This is a genomic window from Amorphoplanes digitatis (assembly GCF_014205335.1).
GTDB classification, from domain to species: domain Bacteria; phylum Actinomycetota; class Actinomycetes; order Mycobacteriales; family Micromonosporaceae; genus Actinoplanes; species Actinoplanes digitatus.
On the sequence record NZ_JACHNH010000001.1, the window covers coordinates 2,401,594 to 2,418,581 of the forward strand.

Annotated in this window: 19 protein-coding genes; 13 read left to right on the forward strand and 6 right to left on the reverse strand. The window is 72.7% G+C overall.

What is annotated here, in order from left to right:
* Nucleotides 1-3 precede the first annotated feature (3 nt).
* Nucleotides 4-1,623: a methyl-accepting chemotaxis protein gene (locus BJ971_RS10430; protein WP_184991979.1), complete on the reverse strand. Its 1,620-nt coding sequence runs from the start codon at nucleotides 1,621-1,623 to the stop codon at nucleotides 4-6.
* Nucleotides 1,624-1,836: 213 nt separating this feature from the next.
* On the opposite strand from BJ971_RS10430, the gene BJ971_RS41070 reads away from it, so the two are divergent.
* Genes BJ971_RS41070 through BJ971_RS10445 form a run of 3 tightly spaced genes read left to right on the forward strand, consistent with a single transcriptional unit; the run spans nucleotide 1,837 to nucleotide 3,859 of the window.
* Nucleotides 1,837-2,070: a hypothetical protein gene (locus BJ971_RS41070; RefSeq protein WP_239087087.1), complete on the forward strand. Its 234-nt coding sequence runs from the start codon at nucleotides 1,837-1,839 to the stop codon at nucleotides 2,068-2,070.
* Nucleotides 2,067-3,026 carry an aldo/keto reductase gene (locus BJ971_RS10440; protein ID WP_184991980.1) on the forward strand — a complete coding sequence of 320 codons (960 nt, stop codon included), beginning with the start codon at nucleotides 2,067-2,069 and terminating at the stop codon, nucleotides 3,024-3,026. The genes BJ971_RS41070 and BJ971_RS10440 overlap by 4 nt, the downstream gene beginning before the upstream one ends.
* Nucleotides 3,023-3,859, forward strand: a complete 837-nt coding sequence (locus tag BJ971_RS10445) for an amidohydrolase family protein (RefSeq protein ID WP_184991981.1) — start codon at nucleotides 3,023-3,025, stop codon at nucleotides 3,857-3,859. The genes BJ971_RS10440 and BJ971_RS10445 overlap by 4 nt, the downstream gene beginning before the upstream one ends.
* A gap of 81 nt (nucleotides 3,860-3,940) precedes the next feature.
* Here the strand turns inward: BJ971_RS10445 and BJ971_RS10450 are convergent, their stop codons facing one another.
* The 3 genes from BJ971_RS10450 to BJ971_RS10460 all read right to left on the reverse strand — a co-directional run bounded on the left by BJ971_RS10450 (nucleotide 3,941) and on the right by BJ971_RS10460 (nucleotide 8,119).
* A complete protein-coding gene (locus tag BJ971_RS10450) occupies nucleotides 3,941-5,578 on the reverse strand; it encodes a DUF1996 domain-containing protein (protein WP_239087088.1) in 1,638 nt (545 codons plus the stop codon).
* Between the two features lie 130 nt (nucleotides 5,579-5,708).
* A complete protein-coding gene (locus BJ971_RS10455; protein WP_184991983.1) occupies nucleotides 5,709-7,067 on the reverse strand; it encodes a hypothetical protein in 1,359 nt (452 codons plus the stop codon).
* On the reverse strand, nucleotides 7,064-8,119 hold the full coding sequence (locus BJ971_RS10460) for an NAD-dependent epimerase/dehydratase family protein (protein WP_239087089.1): 1,056 nt from the start codon (nucleotides 8,117-8,119) through the stop codon (nucleotides 7,064-7,066). Before BJ971_RS10460 ends, BJ971_RS10455 begins: the two co-directional genes overlap by 4 nt.
* Before the next feature lie 124 nt (nucleotides 8,120-8,243).
* On the opposite strand from BJ971_RS10460, the gene BJ971_RS10465 reads away from it, so the two are divergent.
* The 9 genes from BJ971_RS10465 (at nucleotide 8,244) to BJ971_RS10505 (ending at nucleotide 14,863) form a co-directional block, all read left to right on the forward strand.
* Nucleotides 8,244-8,921 carry a glycosyltransferase family 2 protein gene (locus BJ971_RS10465; RefSeq protein WP_203709045.1) on the forward strand — a complete coding sequence of 226 codons (678 nt, stop codon included), beginning with the start codon at nucleotides 8,244-8,246 and terminating at the stop codon, nucleotides 8,919-8,921.
* Nucleotides 8,918-9,565 (forward strand): TIGR04282 family arsenosugar biosynthesis glycosyltransferase, encoded by a 648-nt coding sequence (locus BJ971_RS10470; protein WP_184991986.1) that lies wholly within the window; start codon nucleotides 8,918-8,920, stop codon nucleotides 9,563-9,565. Before BJ971_RS10465 ends, BJ971_RS10470 begins: the two co-directional genes overlap by 4 nt.
* Complete coding sequence (locus tag BJ971_RS10475) at nucleotides 9,562-10,227, forward strand: methyltransferase domain-containing protein (RefSeq protein WP_184991988.1); 666 nt, start codon at nucleotides 9,562-9,564, stop codon at nucleotides 10,225-10,227. Before BJ971_RS10470 ends, BJ971_RS10475 begins: the two co-directional genes overlap by 4 nt.
* A complete protein-coding gene (locus BJ971_RS10480; protein WP_184991990.1) occupies nucleotides 10,200-11,336 on the forward strand; it encodes a molybdopterin-dependent oxidoreductase in 1,137 nt (378 codons plus the stop codon). The genes BJ971_RS10475 and BJ971_RS10480 overlap by 28 nt, the downstream gene beginning before the upstream one ends.
* Nucleotides 11,333-11,776, forward strand: coding sequence for a hypothetical protein (locus BJ971_RS10485; RefSeq protein WP_184991992.1), 444 nt, complete (start codon nucleotides 11,333-11,335; stop codon nucleotides 11,774-11,776). Before BJ971_RS10480 ends, BJ971_RS10485 begins: the two co-directional genes overlap by 4 nt.
* Before the next feature lie 9 nt (nucleotides 11,777-11,785).
* Nucleotides 11,786-12,475 carry a response regulator transcription factor gene (locus BJ971_RS10490; RefSeq protein ID WP_184991994.1) on the forward strand — a complete coding sequence of 230 codons (690 nt, stop codon included), beginning with the start codon at nucleotides 11,786-11,788 and terminating at the stop codon, nucleotides 12,473-12,475.
* Complete coding sequence (locus BJ971_RS10495; RefSeq protein ID WP_184991996.1) at nucleotides 12,472-13,494, forward strand: sensor histidine kinase; 1,023 nt, start codon at nucleotides 12,472-12,474, stop codon at nucleotides 13,492-13,494. The genes BJ971_RS10490 and BJ971_RS10495 overlap by 4 nt, the downstream gene beginning before the upstream one ends.
* Nucleotides 13,495-13,581: 87 nt before the next feature.
* Nucleotides 13,582-14,136 (forward strand): DM13 domain-containing protein, encoded by a 555-nt coding sequence (locus BJ971_RS10500; protein WP_184991998.1) that lies wholly within the window; start codon nucleotides 13,582-13,584, stop codon nucleotides 14,134-14,136.
* Nucleotides 14,137-14,149: 13 nt separating this feature from the next.
* A complete protein-coding gene (locus tag BJ971_RS10505) occupies nucleotides 14,150-14,863 on the forward strand; it encodes a flavodoxin family protein (protein WP_184992000.1) in 714 nt (237 codons plus the stop codon).
* An 18-nt stretch (nucleotides 14,864-14,881) separates the two neighbouring features.
* Here BJ971_RS10505 and BJ971_RS10510 read toward each other — a convergent pair whose 3' ends face one another.
* On the reverse strand, nucleotides 14,882-15,373 hold the full coding sequence (locus tag BJ971_RS10510; protein WP_203709046.1) for a MarR family winged helix-turn-helix transcriptional regulator: 492 nt from the start codon (nucleotides 15,371-15,373) through the stop codon (nucleotides 14,882-14,884).
* A gap of 81 nt (nucleotides 15,374-15,454) precedes the next feature.
* Here BJ971_RS10510 and BJ971_RS10515 point away from each other — a divergent pair, with 81 nt between their 5' ends.
* Entirely contained in the window at nucleotides 15,455-16,087 is a 633-nt protein-coding gene (locus BJ971_RS10515) for an FMN-dependent NADH-azoreductase (RefSeq protein ID WP_184992004.1), read from the forward strand.
* 10 nt (nucleotides 16,088-16,097) lie between these two features.
* Here the strand turns inward: BJ971_RS10515 and BJ971_RS10520 are convergent, their stop codons facing one another.
* The gene (locus BJ971_RS10520; protein WP_184992006.1) at nucleotides 16,098-16,886 is read right to left on the reverse strand and encodes a maleylpyruvate isomerase N-terminal domain-containing protein; all 789 of its coding nucleotides are present in this window, start codon (nucleotides 16,884-16,886) and stop codon (nucleotides 16,098-16,100) included.
* Between the last annotated feature and the right edge of the window lie 102 nt (nucleotides 16,887-16,988).

Below are 16,988 nucleotides of genomic sequence, written 5' to 3' on the forward strand. Positions count from 1 at the left end.
TCGTCACACCGTGAACTGGCCGACAAGGGTCTGTAGCTTGCTGGCGAGGCCGGACAGTTCGTTCGCGGTCTGGCGGGTTTCTCCGACACCCAGGTAGGTGTCCTGAGCCGCCTTGGCCACCACCGTGATGGTGTCGGTGATGTTGGCGGCGCCGGTTGCGGCCTCGGCGACATTGCGGCCGATCTCGCTGGTTGTCGCGGTCTGTTCCTCGACGGCCGAGGCGATGGTGTTCGAGTACCCGTTGATCCGTTCGATGACATGCGTGATCTCACCGATCGCCGTGACCGCCGCACTGGTATCCGTTTGGATGACCTTGATGCGGCTGGAGATCTCTTCGGTGGCCTTGGCGGTCTCCTGAGCCAGGTCCTTCACCTCGGAGGCGACCACCGCGAAGCCCTTGCCGGCCTCGCCCGCGCGGGCGGCCTCGATGGTGGCGTTGAGCGCCAGCAGGTTGGTCTGCTCGGCGATCGAGGTGATCACCTTGACGATGTCGCCGATCTCGGCGGACGAGGCGCCGAGCTTGCTCATGGTGCCGTTGGCGTTCTGGGCGACGGCGACGGCGTTCTGGGCGATCCCGGCGGCGTCTGTGGCGCTGCCCGCGATCTCCCGGATGGAGGCGGTCATCTCCTCGACGGCGGCCGCGACGGTGTCGACGTTCGACGAGACCTGTCCGGCCGCCGCCGACACCGTTTCGGCTCGGTCGCTGGTCTGCTCGGCGGTGCCGGCGATCTGGGTGCTGGCGGAGGCCATCCGCTGGGCGTATTCGGTGAGTGTCTGACTGCTGCCGCTGATCTGCCCGACGGTGGTGCGCAGGGTGCCACAGGCGCGGTGCAGTTCGGCGGCCATTTGTCCGATCTCGTCCCGGCTGTCCGCGTCGACACTGCGGGTCAGGTCGCCGTCGGCGATGGCGCGGATCACTCCCGACAAGGCGCGTACCCGCCGCGCCAGGCCGCGAGCCACCAGCAGCCCGAACGTTCCGGCGAGCAGCAGGCCCACAGCGAGCACGGAGATGGTGATCGTGCGCGCGGTGGTGTACCGGTGGTCGGCTTCGACGGCGGCGGCGGCGGCCTCGGCGTTCTCGGCGGCGATCAGTGCGTTCAGGTGGGTCATAGTCGCTTTCGCGGCCGGGTCCAGCTCGCTGTCGCGGATCTGTTCCACGTCCGCATGGCGCTTGCTGGCGGGTAGGAAGTGGGTGTCCCGCGCGGTGCGGTAGCGCTGCCACGCTGCTTCCAGCCGGTTGAGCAGGGCGGGGTCCGCGGTGATCTTCTGGTAGTCCTGCACATCCTGCTGGAACGTCGCGTCGGCGGCCTTGATGTCCTGCTCGTAGCGGGCCTTGCTGGCGTCCGAGGTGGTCAGGGCGTGCTTGAGCACCGCGGACCGCATGACACCGATGTCGACGGCGATCTTCTCCAGGTGCTGACCGGGCACGATGCTGCCGGTGTACAGCTCGTGGACCGCGGCGCTGAGCTGTGACATCTGCACTATCGCGAAGGCACCGACGCCGGCGCCCACCGTCGCCAGCACGACCACGACAAGGAGGATCTTGGTGTACAGGCGGCGGTTGAGGATCCAGCGAGTCACTGCGCCGGGCCGCTTGCGGGTAACCGTTACTTCAGCAGTCATTGCCATCGCCTGGACTCTCAGCCGCGTTGCGCCAGTGGGGTTGCCTGTCGAATCGGTAGCGTCGCTCGGATCTTGCTGAGGTTGCGACCCAGGTCATACGGCGGCAGCTGAGTAGGGTCGGTGGGGCCCGTTCGATCGCATCGACAGGAGAAGACGCGTGGCGCTCACCGACGATGCGATCGGGAAGATCAAGAACATGATGACGGCACCTTTGTGACGAGCCTTGATCCCGGTGTGCTGCTGGATGCGCTGAGCTTCGTGGTGGACTTCCATCGCGACGACACGGTTCTGCAGTTCCTCGAGGTGCGCCGGATCCTGGAGCCGGCGGCGACCGCGCTCGCGGCGGAGCGCGTCGTCGGAGAGCTGGACAACGACCACGACTATCCGCGGATGAGCCGGCGGATCATCCGGCTGATCCACGCCGAGGGCGGGGTGGCCGCGCCGTGAACCCTGTCGAGCGTGTCCGGCTCGGCCGCACGAACGTGCACGTGACCCGGCTGGGGCTGGGTCTCGCCCCGCTCGGCGGGCTGTTCACCCCGGTCGGCGCCGATGCGGCCCGGGACACCGTCGAGCATGCCTGGCGGCTGGGCATCCGGTACTTCGACGTGGCGCCGCTCTACGGCAACGGGCTGGCCGAACGGCGGGCCGGTCCGGTGCTGGCGAGCAAGCCGCGCAACGAGCTCGTGCTCTCCACCAAGGTGGGCCGGCTGCTGAGGCCGGGCGGCGCGGACAGCCAGGACATCTGGGCCGAGCCGACCGACGTGACGCCGGTCTTCGACTTCAGCGGCGGGGGCGTGCTCCGGTCGTACGAGGAAAGTCTTGATCGTCTCGGCCTGGGCCGCGCCGAGGTCCTGCATCTGCACGACCCGGACCTGCATTTCGGCCAGGCCGTGCGCGAGGCGCTCCCGGCGCTGGCCGAGCTGCGCGACCAGGGCCGGATCGACGTCGTGTCGGCCGGGATGAACCAGGCCGGGATGCTCGCCGACCTGGTGCGCACCGGCGAGCTGGACGCGGTGCTGCTGGCCGGGCGGTTCACGCTGCTGGACCAGTCGGGCGCGGAGGCGCTGCTACCGCTCTGCGCCGACCGCGGCGTCTCGGTCATCGCCGGGGGAGTGTTCAACTCGGGGCTGCTCGCCGATCCGCGGCCGGGCGCCCGGTTCGACTACGCGCCCGCCGATCCGCGGCTGGTCGAGCGGGCGCTGCTGCTGCGGGAGGTGTGCCGGCGGCACGGCGTCGCGCTGCGCGCCGCCGCGATCCAGTTCCCGCTGACGCACCCGGCGGTGAGCTGCGTGCTGGTCGGCGCCCGCACGCCCGCCGAGGTCGAGGACGCCGTGCGGATGGCCGCGGCGCCCGTACCCGGCACGCTCTGGTCCGATCTCCGCTCGGAAGGACTCATTGCATGATCATCGATGCGCACCAGCACCTGTGGACCGCCGACTACCCGTGGTTGCAGACGCCCTCGCTGACCCGGATCCGGCGCGACTACACGGTGGACGACCTGCGCGCGGCCATCGGCGCCGCGGGCGTCGATCGCACGGTGCTGGTCGAGGCGGGCCGGTGCGACGCCGCCGAGACCCGGCTGTTCCTGAAGATCGCGCAGGACACTCCGGAGATCGCCGGCGTGGTCGGCTGGGCCGGCCTACAGGATCCGGACCTGGCCGCGACGATCGCCGGCTACCGTTCCGGCCCCGGCGGCCACCTGCTCGTCGGCATCCGGGACCAGGTGCAGGCCGAGCCGGACGACTTCCTCGACCGGCCCGGCGTGCGTGCCGGCCTGGCCACGGTGGCCGCTGCCGGGCTGGTGAACGAGCTGGTGGTGCGCTGCACGCAACTGCCGTCGGTGGCGCGGGCCGCCGCCGCGCTGCCGGGGTCCACGTTCGTCCTCGACCACCTCGGCAAGCCGGAGATCGCGGCCGGCGCGGTCCGGCGGTGGCGCGAGCTGATCGCGCCGGTCGCCGCCCGGCCGAACGTGATCGCCAAGCTGTCCGGCCTGGTCGCCGAGGCGGACTGGGCGACCTGGACCCCGGCCGACCTCAAGCCGTACGTCGACACCGCGGTCGACCTGTTCGGCACCGGCCGGCTCATGTTCGGCTCGGACTGGCCGGTCCTCGAGGTGGCGGCCACCTACACCGAGGTCAAGGACGCGATGACCGGGCTGCTCGGCGGCGTACCGGCCGACGTCTTCGGCGGCACCGCCATCGACACCTACCACTTGGAGATCATGCCTCCGCGGTGACTGGGCACCCTCCCGCGGACACCACCCGCACCTTCGCGTTCCAGACCGCGGCCGGGGCGAGCTCTCGCCCCGGCCGGTTGGTCAGGCGCAGCGTCTGCCGTTGTTGAGGCAGGCGGTGATCTTCCTCATCTGACGGTCGGAGTTGACGTTGATGAAGTCGTTGTGGTCGGAGAACGGGTTGTGGTTCTCCTCGGGGAACGAGTCGAGTGCGAACTGGCCCCTTGCCTGCACGTCCCGCGGGATGTCGTAGGAGATGGTGATCCGCAGCTGCGGGATGGCCTTGAAGCCCTGCGGGCAGGCGCCCGTCGACCGGTCGGCGAAGGCGAGGTGGGCGCGGTGGTTGTCGCTGTCGATGTCCTTGCCGTTCCAGCAGCCGGGGAAGTCCTGCACGCGCTGGACCTTGCTGCCGGCCGGGCAGATCGGGTACTTGTCCGACAGCCGGTCGGCGAAGCCGGAGCAGGTCCAGGTGGCGCGGGCGTTCGCCGGGCCGCGGCTGGTCGGCTTGGCGTCACCGGTCAGCGCGCGCAGGAAGCGCGGCATCGCGCTGACCTTGCCGGTGGGGTTGCCGCGGTACTCGATCAGCACGGCGGCCGGGCGCACGATGCCGCCGGTGTTGCCGGGCAGCTCCAGGTCGGGTCCGCTGGGGTCGGGGAGCGCCTGGCCGTTCTGGTTGCCGGCGTCCTGGCCCTTGCCCAGAGTGCAGGCCGCGAGCCTGTCCAGGCCCTCCGGCCGCCGCGCGACGCGGCCGATGGAGATCACGATCCGCTCGATCGTCGCGGTCCGTTTCGCTTGCAGCGCGCCGAGCACGCCGCCGTCGCCCGGCGCCCGCACCAGGCGCTCGTCGGCGTCGGCGATCTGCCTGTCCAGCTCGGCCAGGTTGCGGTCCACCTCGGCGAGAGCCTGATCCGGTACGCCGGGCAGCTTGTCGCGTACCGAGGGGCAGCGCACGGACGGGTTGGCCACGCTGCGGGTGCTCGCCGTGGTGTGCCCGGCGTGCATGCCGTCGTAGCTGACCTCGCACTCGACAAGCGACACCATCCGGGCCGACCGGATGTTCAGCATGCGGCTGATCTTCTTGAGGGCGGTGGCGCGCTCGGCGCGGAGCCGGGCGATCACCGAGTCGTTGAGGTCCGGGTCGATCCGGCCCTTGCCGGCGGCGATCCGGTCGTTCGCGGCGGCGACGGCCCGGTCCAGCTCGGCGAGCCGGCGGTCGATCGCGGCGCGCAGGCGGGCGGGCACCGCGGGGAGCCGGTCGCGCACCCGTGGGCAGGAGACGGTCGGCGTGGTCGTGGCGAGTGCGGCGCCGGCGTTGGCCCGGACCGCTTTGTCGATCCGGACGACCGGCCAGAAGTACGAGGATCTGTCGCCGTTGCGGCAGGTCGTGCCGGAGGCGGCGAGGGCCTCGTCGGAGGTGTCGGCGGTGATCGCCTGGTTGCCGACGAAGTCGTGTACGTGCTCGGCGCCGTTCCTGATGCCCGGCTGCGCGACGGGGTTGTCGGGGCTGAACTTGCCGTTTCGGTTGGTGCCGCAGTCCACGATGAACGTCCCGGTCGAGGCGCCACGCCGGGCTCGGGGTGTCACCACGTTCGGGGCGACCTTCGCGATGGGCACGTAGTCCGCGAGGCTCGTCGCGGCGGAGGCCTCGCCCTTTCCGCCGCTGGAGACGAAGTAGACGGTCGCCGCGCCGGTGGCGGCCAGTGTCACCGCTACGGCGATCATGCGTGCTGTCCGGGCTCTTCTTCCGGCCGTCATAGTTGCTCTCCTTCTGTGGGGGTGCAGCCCGGAGTACGCGCGTCCGGCCGGGCACGATCAGCCTCGGACCGGCACGTCATGGGTCGGTAAGATCTGGTCACCAGGTGGTGAGCAGGAGATGGTTGATCAGCAACGCGACCGTCGCCTGCGCGAGGAGCCAGCCCCGCCGCGTCGGCGACGGGAGCAGCGCGGCACCCGCCGGCAGCCAGACCGCGAAAGGCAGCCAGATCCGCTCCACCTCGGCCTTGCTGAGCCCGGACAGGTCGGCCGCCAGGATCGCGACGAGGCCGGCGAGGGGAAGCAGCACGACCGGTTCGAGACCGGGCGACCTCCGCGGACGGCGCGGCAATGCCCGGACCACGGCTCGCCGCAGGATCACCGCGGCGGCCGGTCCGGCGCAGGCGACGACGAGCGCGAGGTCCGCCCATACCCAGTACGCGTAGGGCCGGTCGCTCGCGATGCCCTGGTAATACCGCACGACGACGAGCCGGTACCCGTCGAACCACCAGAAGCCGGCGAGCGTGAACGCCACCACGACCGCCGCCCCGGCGCCGGCGGCCGCGCCGATGACGCGCCACGCCGGGGAACCGGTGCGCCGTGCCAGGAACACCACCGCGAGCGCGGGAACCACGATCAGTGTCAGCCCGTAGGACAGGTACAGGCCGAGAACCAGCAGCGCCCCGGCGGCCATGCCGGTGCGGACCCGCCCGCGGGTCAGGGCCACCGCCAGCAACGCCACGCCCGTCGCGGTGACTCCCGCGAACAGACCGTCGGCGGAGACCCCGATCCATATCGCGCCGGGGAACAGCACCAGGAACGGCACCGCCGCGCGGGCGGCGTCCTCATCGCCGAGAGCCCGGATCGTCACCGGCACCGCCACCGCGATCGACGCACCGACCGCGACGCACACCAGGGCGGCCCACGCACCACCGCCGAGGCCGGCGCGGTCGAGGCCGACGAAGACGAGCAGGGCGCCGGGCGGGTGGCCGGACACGTGCGTGGTCCACGAATCCGGCTGGAAGTCGAGAATCCGTCCGGCGAACCCGCGCATCATGGCGGGAACGTCGGCGACCCCGCCCACCTCAATCAGGTACTCGTCCTCGGTGACGAGACGCCCCGCGAGCCCGCGTTGCCAGCCGTCCACCAGTGCGAGCGAGAGGATCCACGCAACCGCCGTCCCGTACCCGGAGACCATCAGCCGCCGCCAGCTCAGCACGCCCGCGAGCCGCTGACCGTGCCACACCACCAGCCCCGCCACGGCGAGCGCGAGCGGTGTGCCCGGGCCGGCGTGCGGCAGCCAGACGGCGGTGAAGGGCGCCGACGTGGCGCGCACCGGATGACCCGCGAGGTACAGGGCGGCGCCCACCACGGACGCCATGGCGATCAGACCGAGGGCGCACCCGCCCGTGACGAGGTCGGCGCGCGCCGACCGCCGGAGCTCGCCGATCCCCGTCATCCGCGCAGCGCCGCGTGCGCGAACCCGATCACCCCGGTCTCCAGATCGACCTCGGCGCGGAAACCCAGCTCGGCCGTGGCCCGGGCGGGGGAGGCGACCACGTGGCGCACGTCGCCGAGCCGGAACTCGCCGGTGACCACGGGCCGCGGGCCGTCGACCGCCCGGGCCAGCGCCGTCGCCATCTCACCCACCGTCGCGGGCCGTCCCGACGCCACGTTGTACGCCCGCAGCCCCGGCCCGGCATCGCGGCCGGTGGCGTACAGGGCGGCGACGTTGGCCCGCGCCACATCGCTGACGTGGACGAAGTCGCGCCGCTGCGCGCCGTCCTCGAAGACCCGTGGCGCGCGGCCGGCCTCCAGCGCCGAGCGGAAGATCGCGGCAACCCCGCTGTACGGGGTGTCGCGTGGCATCCCGGGCCCGTAGACGTTGTGGTAGCGCAGGGCGACGACCGATCCGCCGCACTGCCGGGCCCAGGCCGCGCTCAGGTGCTCCTGTGCGAGCTTGGTGGCCGCGTACACGCTGCGCGGGTCGAGCGGGGCGTCCTCGTCCACCGGCACCGAGGCCAGCGGGAGTCCGCACGACGGACAGGCCGGCTCGAACCGGCCGGCGGTGAGATCGGCGACGGCGCGCGCGGCCGGGCGGGCCGGGCCGTGTACGGGGCAGGAGTACGTGCCTTCGCCGTACACGACCATCGAGCTGGCCAGCACGAGTCGGTGCACACCGGCCCGGGCCATCTCGGCGAGCAGCACGGCGGTGCCGAGATCGTTGCAGCCGACGTACTCCGGCAGATCGTCGAGGTCGACGCCCATGCCGACCATGGCCGCCTGGTGCACGACCGCCTCGACGCCGCGCAGCGCGTCGGCGACCGCGGCCCGGTCCCGGACATCGGCCCGGTGCACCGGAGCACCGTGGACGGTGTCCGGCGGCGGGGCGGTGTGTGCGGCGGGATGGCCGATGTCGAGGACGCTGACCTGGTGCCCGGCGTCCTTGAGGGCGGAGGTCACGTGGGTGCCGATGAAACCGGCGCCGCCGGTCACGAGTACGTGGGTCACGGGCCGACCCTAGGCACGGCGCGGCGCCACCGTCGCCGATCGGCGAAGCATGTCAGCGGACGGTAATAACCTCCCGCACGTAAGCACTCCGTAAGGCCGAACCGCCGCTGCCGGGCCCTCTGCCATGGATACGTTTCCGGTCGTGACCGATGTCGTTCTGCCCTGCCTCAACGAAGCTCCCGCACTGACCTGGCTGCTGGCGCGGATGCCCGCCGGATACCGGCCGATCGTCGCCGACAACGGCTCCACCGACGGCTCGGCCGACGTGGCGCGCGGCCTCGGCGCCCGGGTCGTGACCGTGCCGCGGCCCGGTTACGGCGCCGCGGTGCACGCCGGCATCGTCGCCGCCGACCCGCTCGACGGGGTGGTCTGCGTCATGGACGCCGACGGCTCGTTCGACCCCTCCGAGCTGCCGTCGGTCGCCGACCCGGTCCGCGCGGGCACCGCACACCTGGCGGTGGGCCGGCGCCGGCCGGTCGGCCGCGGGGCCTGGCCGCCACACGCCCGCCTCGGCAACGCCGTGCTCGCACACCGGCTGCGCCGCACCACCGGCCTGCGGGTGCACGACATCGGGCCGATGCGTGCCGCACGGCGCGAGGACCTGCTCGCCCTCGACCTGTTGGACCGCCGCTTCGGCTACCCGCTCGAACTGCTGATCGCCGCGGCCCGCGCGGGCTGGACGGTCACCGAGGTCGACGTCGCGTACCGGCCGAGGACCGCCGGTACGAAGTCGAAGGTCACCGGATCGGTGCGCGGCACCGCCCGGGCGATCCGCGACATGAGCGCGGTGCTGGGCCGATGAGCACGCAGGTGCTGGTCATGGCCAAGACGCCGGTCGCGGGCCGGGTCAAGACCCGCCTCTGCCCGCCGTGCACGCCGGAACAGGCCGCCGGGATCGCCGCCGCCGCGCTCGCGGACACCCTGGCCGCCGTCACCGCTACCCCGGGCGTGCAACGCCGCCTGGTCGTCGAGGGCGACCACCCGGCACCGCCCGGCTGGAACAGGACGCCTCAGCGAGGAACGACGCTCGGCGAACGCCTCGCCAACGCCTATGCCGACACGGGCACCGCCGGTGTGGCAAGCCTGCTGATCGGCATGGACACCCCGCAGGTCAGCCCCGGGCTGCTCGCCGCCGCCGTCCGGCGGCTCGACCACGACGACGCCGATGCGGTGCTCGGGCTCGCCGAGGACGGCGGCTGGTGGGCGCTGGGACTACGCGACCCCTGCCACGGGCAGGCGGTGCGCGACGTGCCGATGTCCACCCCGGACACCGGTGCGCTCACCCTGGCCGCCCTGCGGGCCCGCGGGCTTCGGGTCGCGGAGCTGCCGACGCTGCGCGACGTGGACACCGCCGCGGACGCCCATGCCGTCACCGCGCTCTGCGGCGCGGGCAGCCGATTCGCGCTCACCGTGACCGCCCTGATGTCCCCGATAGCCACGCCATGACCACCACCACGTCCGCCCCGGACGCCCTGGCCGTCTTCGACGCGGTGATGACCCGGGCCGGCGCGGGACTTCCCGCCGCGCTGACGATCACCGACGACCGTGGCACCAGCCACCCGGTCGATCCCGCCACCTGGTGCCGCGGGCACCTGCCGGGCGACCGGAGACTGCTGGCCCGCTGTGCCGGGCCGACCCTGGACGTCGGGTGCGGCCCCGGACGGCTGACCGGCGCGCTCAACCGGCTCGGCCACCCGGCGCTGGGGATCGACGTCAGCGCCGCGGCCGTCCGCATCGCCCGCGCCCGAGGCGCCGTCGCGCTGCGCCGCGACGTCTTCGGTCCGCTACCGGGGCGCGGCCGGTGGCGGCACCTGCTGCTCGCCGACGGCAACATCGGCATCGGCGGCGACCCCGGGGCACTGCTGCGCCGCTGCCGCGACCTGCTCGCCGCCGACGGCCGGCTGCACGTCGAGCTGGCCCGGCCCGGCACCCGTAGCTGGGCCGGCGACGCCCGGCTCCACGACGGGACCGGACGCCCCGGCGCGCCGTTCCGCTGGGCCCAGCTGGCGGCGGACGACCTGGCGGCGACCACGGACGCGAGCGCGCTGCGTGTCCTTGCCGAATGGACGGAGGCGGACCGATGGTTCGCGACGCTGACCCCGGCCTGAGCCGCACACTGCGCTCGCCGCGCCTGACCGGCCTGCTCGGTGTCGCCCTCGCCGTCGCGTTCACCACCTGTTTCGTCACCGGGCTGATCAGCCACCTCATCCAGCGCCCACCCGACTGGTTCTGGTGGCCGTCCCGGCCGGTCGGCCTCTACCGGGTCACCCAGGGCCTGCACGTCGCGACCGGCCTGGCCTCGGTGCCGCTGCTCGGCGCGAAACTCTGGTCGGTCTACCCGCGCCTGTTCGCCTGGCCGCCCGCCCGCGACCTCGCACACGCCATCGAACGCGCGGCCGTCGCCGCCCTCGTCGCCGCCGCGCTCTTCCAGCTGATCAGCGGCATCCTCAACATCGCCCGCTGGTACGCCCCGATGCCGTTCTTCTTCACCGCCGGCCACTACTGGTCGGCATGGCTGGCCATCGGCGCCCTGATCACCCACGTCGGCGTCAAACTCCCGATCATCCGCCAGGCACTCACCCGGGCCACCCCCGACCTGGCACAGCCCGGCGCACTCACCCGGCGCGGGCTGCTCGGCACCGTCGGCGCGGCGGCCGGCGTCATCACCCTTGCCACCATCGGACAGACCGTCGCCCCGCTCGCACCCGTCGCCGTCCTCGCACCGCGACGACCCGGCACCGGCCCACAGCGCCTGCCGGTCAACAGGACGGCGGCCGGTGCGGGAGTGCGTGACGCGGCGTTCGACCCCGGCTACCGGCTGACCGTCACCGGGCCCGCGCGAACGGTGAGTCTCGACCTGGCCGAGCTGGCCGCGCTGCCGCAGCACACCGTCGTCCTGCCGATCGCCTGCGTCGAGGGCTGGAGCTCCACCGGTACGTGGAGCGGCGTCCGGCTGCGGGACCTGGTGGCCCTCGTGGGCGCCGACCCCGAGAACGCCGAGGCATACGTCGAGTCCCTCGAGGCCCGCGGCCGATACCGGGCCACGACCGTGCCGCCCCCGCACCTCCGGGACCCTTACACGCTCATCGCGCTGCGACTCGGCGGGGAGGTCCTGCATCCCGACCACGGCTACCCGGCCCGCCTGATCGCCCCGAACCGCCCCGGCGTGCTGCAAACCAAATGGGTCGCCCGGATCACCGCCCGGATCACCGCGTGAAAACCGTCCGGCGCGCGCTCATCGGATCCGGCGCGCTCATCATGGCGTACGCGGTGAGCGGCGCCCTCGCCGACGACGACGTCAAGGGCGGTGTGCTGATCTTCCTCGTCGCCGTCCTCGTGGCTCATGACGGGCTCCTGCTGCCGCTGTCCATCGGTGCCGGCGTCCTGATCGGCAGGATCGTCCCGTCCCGGCTGCGCACACCCGTCCGGGTCGCCGCGGTGATCAGCCTCGCCGTCACCGTCGTGGCGCTCCCGCTGGTCCTGGGCCGCGGCCGGGTCCCCGACAACCCGTCCATCCTGCCGCTGCACTACGGACGTGGACTGATCGTCGTCTACACGATCATCTGGGTGACGACCGCCGTCGCCGTCGCCGTCCGGCGCCGCTCCGGCCGTACCCGTAAGCACCTGGAAAGATCTTCACCGGCCCGGGATCGGTAGCGTGGTCGGGTGGCACATCGCATACTCGTTGTCGACGACGACCCGACCGTCAGTGACGTCGTCCGCCGCTACCTGGAACAGGACGGCTGCCGGGTACGGCTGGCCTCCGACGGCACGGACGCCCTCGCCGCCGTCGCCGAGGAGGTACCCGACCTCGTCGTCCTCGACCTCATGATGCCCGGCATCGACGGCCTCGAGGTCTGCCGGCGACTTCGGGGTAGCCTGCCCGACCTGCCCGTCGTCATGCTCACCGCGCTCGGCGAGGAGGCCGACCGGGTCGCCGGCCTCGAGGTCGGCGCCGACGACTACGTCACCAAGCCGTTCTCGCCCCGCGAGCTGGTCCTGCGCATCCGCTCGGTCCTGCGCCGGGCCGCCCCCGCCGCCTCGGGCGAACCGGCGGTGCTCACCGACGGTGATCTGGTCGTCGACACCGGTCGCCGGATCGCGCGCCGGGGCGGTGCGCCGCTCGCCCTGACCGTCCGCGAGTTCGACCTGCTCGTCTTCCTGCTCCGCAACCCCGCCAGGGCGTGGTCCCGTGCCGAGCTGCTGGACCGCGTGTGGGGCTGGCAGTTCGGCGACCAGTCCACCGTCACCGTCCACGTCCGGCGCCTGCGCGAGAAGATCGAACCGGATCCCGCCACCCCGCGCCGCCTGCTCACCGCCTGGGGCGTCGGCTACACCTACGAGCCGTCCCGATGACCGACCTGCTGCTCATCGGTCTGTACGCGCTGATCGCGGGCGCCGCCGTCGGCGCCGTCGGTGCGCTGGTGCTGCGGCTGCTGCGCCGGCGGTCGATCGCCGTACACATCTGCGTCCTGCTCGCCGTCACCGTGGTCGCCGTCGTCGCCGGTGTCGCGACGGTGGCCTGGGCGATGTTCCTGTCCGCGCACGACCTCCAGGTGGTCCTGCTGACCGTCGCCGCCGCCGCGCTGGTCAGCCTCGGCGTCGGCGCGGTCTTCGGCCGCCGCCTCGCCTCCGCCGCGGTGTGGGCCGCCGAGGCCCGCGCCACCGAGCGGCGCCTGGAGGCCGGCCGGCGGGATCTCGTCGCGTGGGTCTCCCACGACCTGCGCACCCCGCTGGCCGGACTACGGGCCATGGCGGAGGCGCTGGAGGACAACGTCGTCGACGACCCGAGGACCGTCGCCGAGTACCACCGGCGGATCCGGACCGAGACCGACCGGATGAGCCGGCTCGTCGACGACCTGTTCGAGCTGTCGCGGATCAACGCCGGCGCGCTGAGGCTCGCCCTGTCGAGCGTGCCGCTCGCCGACATCGTCTCCGACGCCATCGCCACCACCGCCCCGCTCGCCGCCAGCCGTCGCGTCCGGGTCGTCGCCGCCGAATCGGGCTGGCCCGTCGTGACCGGCAGCGAGCCGGAACTGTCCCGGGTCGTGGCGAACCTGCTTGTCAACTCGGTGCGGTACACCCCGGCCGACGGCACCGTGCAGATCACCGCCGGTGCGGACCACGGCGACGCCTGGCTGGCCGTCTCGGACTCGTGCGGCGGCATCCCCGAGGCCGACCTGCCCCGCATCTTCGACGTGGCGTTCCGCGGCGAACGCGCACGCACCCCGCAGTCCGCCGGCGGCACGGCCGGTGGCGGCCTCGGCCTCGCCATCGTCCGCGGGCTCGTGGAGGCGCACGGCGGCCAGGTGCACGCACACAACACCCGGAGCGGATGCCGCTTCGTGGTACGCCTACCGGCCGCGCCGGCCTGAGTGCCCCGGTGGCCGACCCGGACAACGGGTGCGAAGCACCCCCGCGGTTCCGTGCAACGCTGACGCGTCGAGTGGAGGCCTCCCGACATGTTCAAGTACCTGGTAGCCACGCGGGCCCGGCGCCGGGTCGCCTGGCTCGTGCTCACCGCCGGTGTGGCCGTCGTCGCGGTGGCCCTGCCGCTGTTCCAGCCGTGGAAGCTCTGGGTCGACGAAACCGTCGACGAGCCGCCACCCGCCGCAGTCGCGGATGCCGCCGGCACGGCGAGCGCCGGTCCACGAGCCACGGCCGGGCCCGTGACGATCGCGCGGGGCACGTTCGTGAGCCACGAGCACGACACCACCGGCACCGTGCGGGTCGTGCGGGGACCCGACGGCTCGCGACACCTGCGCATCGAGGACCTCGACACCAGCAACGGCCCGGCGCTGAAGGTCTGGCTGACCGACGCGCCGGTCCTGGCCGGCAGGGACGGCTGGTACGTCTTCGACGACGGACGGCATGTCGACCTCGGTGCGCTCAAAGGCAACAAGGGCAGCCAGAACTACCCGATACCGGCCGGCGTGGACCTCTCCGCCTACCGCAGCGTCTCGATCTGGTGCGCGCGGTTCCGGGTGTCCTTCGGCGCCGCACAGCTCACCGACTGAGGAGACCGACACCATGACCGGGACCCGCTACGACGACCTTCGCGCCCTGTTCGTCAACTGCACGCTCAAGCGCTCCCCAGAACTCACCCACACCGGTGGGCTGATCGAGGTCAGCGCCGGCATCATGCGCAGACAGGGCGTCACCGTCGACGTCATCCGGGCGGTCGACCACGACATCGCCACCGGCGTCTGGCCGGACATGACCGAACACGGCTGGGCCACCGACGAGTGGCCCGCGATCTACCGGGACCTGGTGCGCCCCGCCGACATCCTCGTCATCGCGGGACCGATCTGGCTCGGCGACAACTCCTCGATCACGAAACAGATCATCGAGCGGCTCTACGCCTGTTCGAGCGAGCTGAACGACGCCGGGCAGTATGCGTACTACGGCCGGGTCGGCGGCTGCCTCATCACCGGCAACGAGGACGGTGTCAAGCACTGCGCCCAGAACGTGCTCTACAGCCTGCAACACATCGGGTACACGATCCCGCCGCAGGCCGACGCCGGCTGGATCGGCGAGGCCGGCCCCGGCCCGTCCTACCTGGACCCGGGCTCGGGCGGCCCCGACAACGACTTCACCAACCGCAACACCACGTTCATGACCTGGAACCTGCTGCACCTCGCCCGGATGCTCAGGGACGCCGGCGGCATCCCCGCACACGGCAACCAGCGCAGCGAGTGGGACGCCGGCTGCCGCTTCGACTTCGCCAACCCCGAATACCGGTGACCGCCGCCGCCCGCGGAGCTATCGGCGGTTCTCGTCGATGGTCTCCAGGACCTCCGGGGCGGTGACGGTCAGCAGTTTCTGGCAGGTGTTGCGAAGCTGGTCCAGCTCCTCGGCGGTGAGCACGTCGACCACGGTGCGCCGCACCTCGCGGACGTGGGCCGGGGCGATCCGGGCGACTCTCGCCATCCCCGCGTCGGTGAGCACCGCCTCGACCGCGCGGGGGTCGCCGGGGCACTGCCGGCGTTCCACCCAGCCGGCCCTCTCCAGGCGGCTCACGGCGTGTGACAGCCGGGACGGCGAGCCGTTCGCCAGCTGCGCGAGGACGGCCATCTGCATGGCCCGGCCGGGGCGCACGGACAGGCCGGACAGGATCGAGTACTCGAAGAAGTTGACGCACGCGTCCCGCTTGAGCTGGGCGTCGATCGTCGCGGGCAGCGCCGTCAGCACCCCGGCCAGATGCAGCCAGGCCTGCAACTCGTCGGCGGAGAGCCATGGGGTGTCGTCGCTCACAGGCGCAGCATAAGGGTATTGAACATTCAATCCAACCGTGACAACCTCAGTTGAACATTCAATCTCGACGAGGAGCTCCCCGTGACCCTTCTGCGTATCGACGCCAGCATCCTCGGCCCGCGCTCCGCCAGCAGCGAGCTGGCCGACCTGGTGCTCGCCGCCTGGAGTGCCGAGCGCCCCGGCGAAGCCGTCGTGAGCCGGCACCTGGGTGCCGAGCCGCTGCCCGCCGACGCCTGGGCGACCGCGGTCGGCGCCGGATACACGCCGGAGGACCAGCGCAGCGACGCGCAGCGCTCGGCCGTCGCGCTCGCCGCCGGCCTGACCGCCGAACTGCGCGCCGCAGACCACGTCGTGATCGCCGCGCCGCTCTACAACTTCGGCGTCTCGCAGCACCTCAAGATCTGGCTGGACCTGGCCATCGCCGGCGGCGCCAAGGGCGAGAAGCTGCTCGACGGCAAGCCGGTCGTGCTGGTCACCACCCGCGGCGGCGCATACGGCGCGGGCACCCCGCGCGAGGGCTGGGACCACAGCACGGACTTCCTGCGCCGGATCCTCGCCGACGTGTGGGGCGCCGAGCTGACCGTGGTCGAGCGCGAGTTCACCCTGGTCGGGGTCAACCCGGCGCTGGACGCGTTCACCGAGACCGCCGCGCTGATGAAGAAGGAAGCCCACGAGCAGGCCACCGCGGCCGGGTCGGCGCTCGCGGGTCGCTGAGGGCGGTCGGTCAGAAGCCGGGGAAGACGGCGCGCAGCTCGTCGAGCGAGACGTTGCCGGTGACCTCGACGCCGGGCGGGGTGTGCTTCGGGGTCAGCCGCCCGGCGAGCAGCCGCACCGCGGACTCCACCGGCCCGGCGAAGGTCGCGGTCGCCGGCAGGGCTTCGGCGGTCAGCCGGATCCGGTCGTCGACGACGATGCGGTAGGGCGTCCCGCTGATCTCGATCACGGCGTGCTCGCGTACCGCTTCCGGCTTGGCGATGAAGCCGAGCAGGAAGCCGAGGCCGCCGCTGAAGTGCTCGGCGAGCAGCAGGGCCGCGGGTTCGGCGAGGGCCGCGGCCGGGTCGGTGCCGACGCGGACGTCCCAGCCGTGCTGGACCACCTCGCTGAGCCGCATCGCGGCGAACGACGCGAGGGGTAGCGGCTCGGGCAGGAAGCCGGGCTTGACCTTGAGCTCGTCGTGGCGTTCCTCGGGTACGGCTTCGAGGGCGGTGACCAGCGCGGCGTCGGAGCCGAGCGAGCCGGCGGCCTGGTCCTGCGGGCTCAGGGCGTTCCACCGGTCCCAGACGCTCTGGTTGAAGCCCGGCGCGGGCGGCTCCGCCTCGCCCAGCGACGCGCGGAAGTCGGCGAGCGTGATCTCGGCGCCGCTCCCCAGGTGCGAGAGCACGTCGGCGACGGTCCATTCGGCGGCGCCGGACGGGCCGGTGAGCTGCGCGGTGGTGAGCGCGGGGACCGTGCTCGCGAGGGTGTCGTGCTCGCTGCGCAGGGCCGCGATCGTGCGGCCGGCAAGGGTCGTCATGGAGTAGAGCCTAGGGCCCCGGTCATGGGTGGGTGCCTGATCACCCGATCGGCCCAGGAGGCGACGGGTCCGGCCAGCGGCATTGGCATCTGCGCTGTTCGG

What these genes read in the sequence shown, in the direction of transcription:
- BJ971_RS10430 (WP_184991979.1), bottom strand. Translation starts at nt 1,623, where the DNA reads ATGACTGCTGAAGTAACGGTTACCCGCAAGCGGCCCGGCGCAGTGACT.
- BJ971_RS10470 (WP_184991986.1), top strand. Translation starts at nt 8,918, where the DNA reads ATGAGCACGCAGGTGCTGGTCATGGCCAAGACGCCGGTCGCGGGCCGG.
- BJ971_RS10465 (WP_203709045.1), top strand. Translation starts at nt 8,244, where the DNA reads ATGGATACGTTTCCGGTCGTGACCGATGTCGTTCTGCCCTGCCTCAAC.
- BJ971_RS10500 (WP_184991998.1), top strand. Translation starts at nt 13,582, where the DNA reads ATGTTCAAGTACCTGGTAGCCACGCGGGCCCGGCGCCGGGTCGCCTGG.
- BJ971_RS10520 (WP_184992006.1), bottom strand. Translation starts at nt 16,886, where the DNA reads ATGACGACCCTTGCCGGCCGCACGATCGCGGCCCTGCGCAGCGAGCAC.
- BJ971_RS10475 (WP_184991988.1), top strand. Translation starts at nt 9,562, where the DNA reads ATGACCACCACCACGTCCGCCCCGGACGCCCTGGCCGTCTTCGACGCG.
- BJ971_RS10480 (WP_184991990.1), top strand. Translation starts at nt 10,200, where the DNA reads ATGGTTCGCGACGCTGACCCCGGCCTGAGCCGCACACTGCGCTCGCCG.
- BJ971_RS10455 (WP_184991983.1), bottom strand. Translation starts at nt 7,067, where the DNA reads ATGACGGGGATCGGCGAGCTCCGGCGGTCGGCGCGCGCCGACCTCGTC.
- BJ971_RS10445 (WP_184991981.1), top strand. Translation starts at nt 3,023, where the DNA reads ATGATCATCGATGCGCACCAGCACCTGTGGACCGCCGACTACCCGTGG.
- BJ971_RS10450 (WP_239087088.1), bottom strand. Translation starts at nt 5,578, where the DNA reads ATGATCGCCGTAGCGGTGACACTGGCCGCCACCGGCGCGGCGACCGTC.
- BJ971_RS10505 (WP_184992000.1), top strand. Translation starts at nt 14,150, where the DNA reads ATGACCGGGACCCGCTACGACGACCTTCGCGCCCTGTTCGTCAACTGC.
- BJ971_RS10495 (WP_184991996.1), top strand. Translation starts at nt 12,472, where the DNA reads ATGACCGACCTGCTGCTCATCGGTCTGTACGCGCTGATCGCGGGCGCC.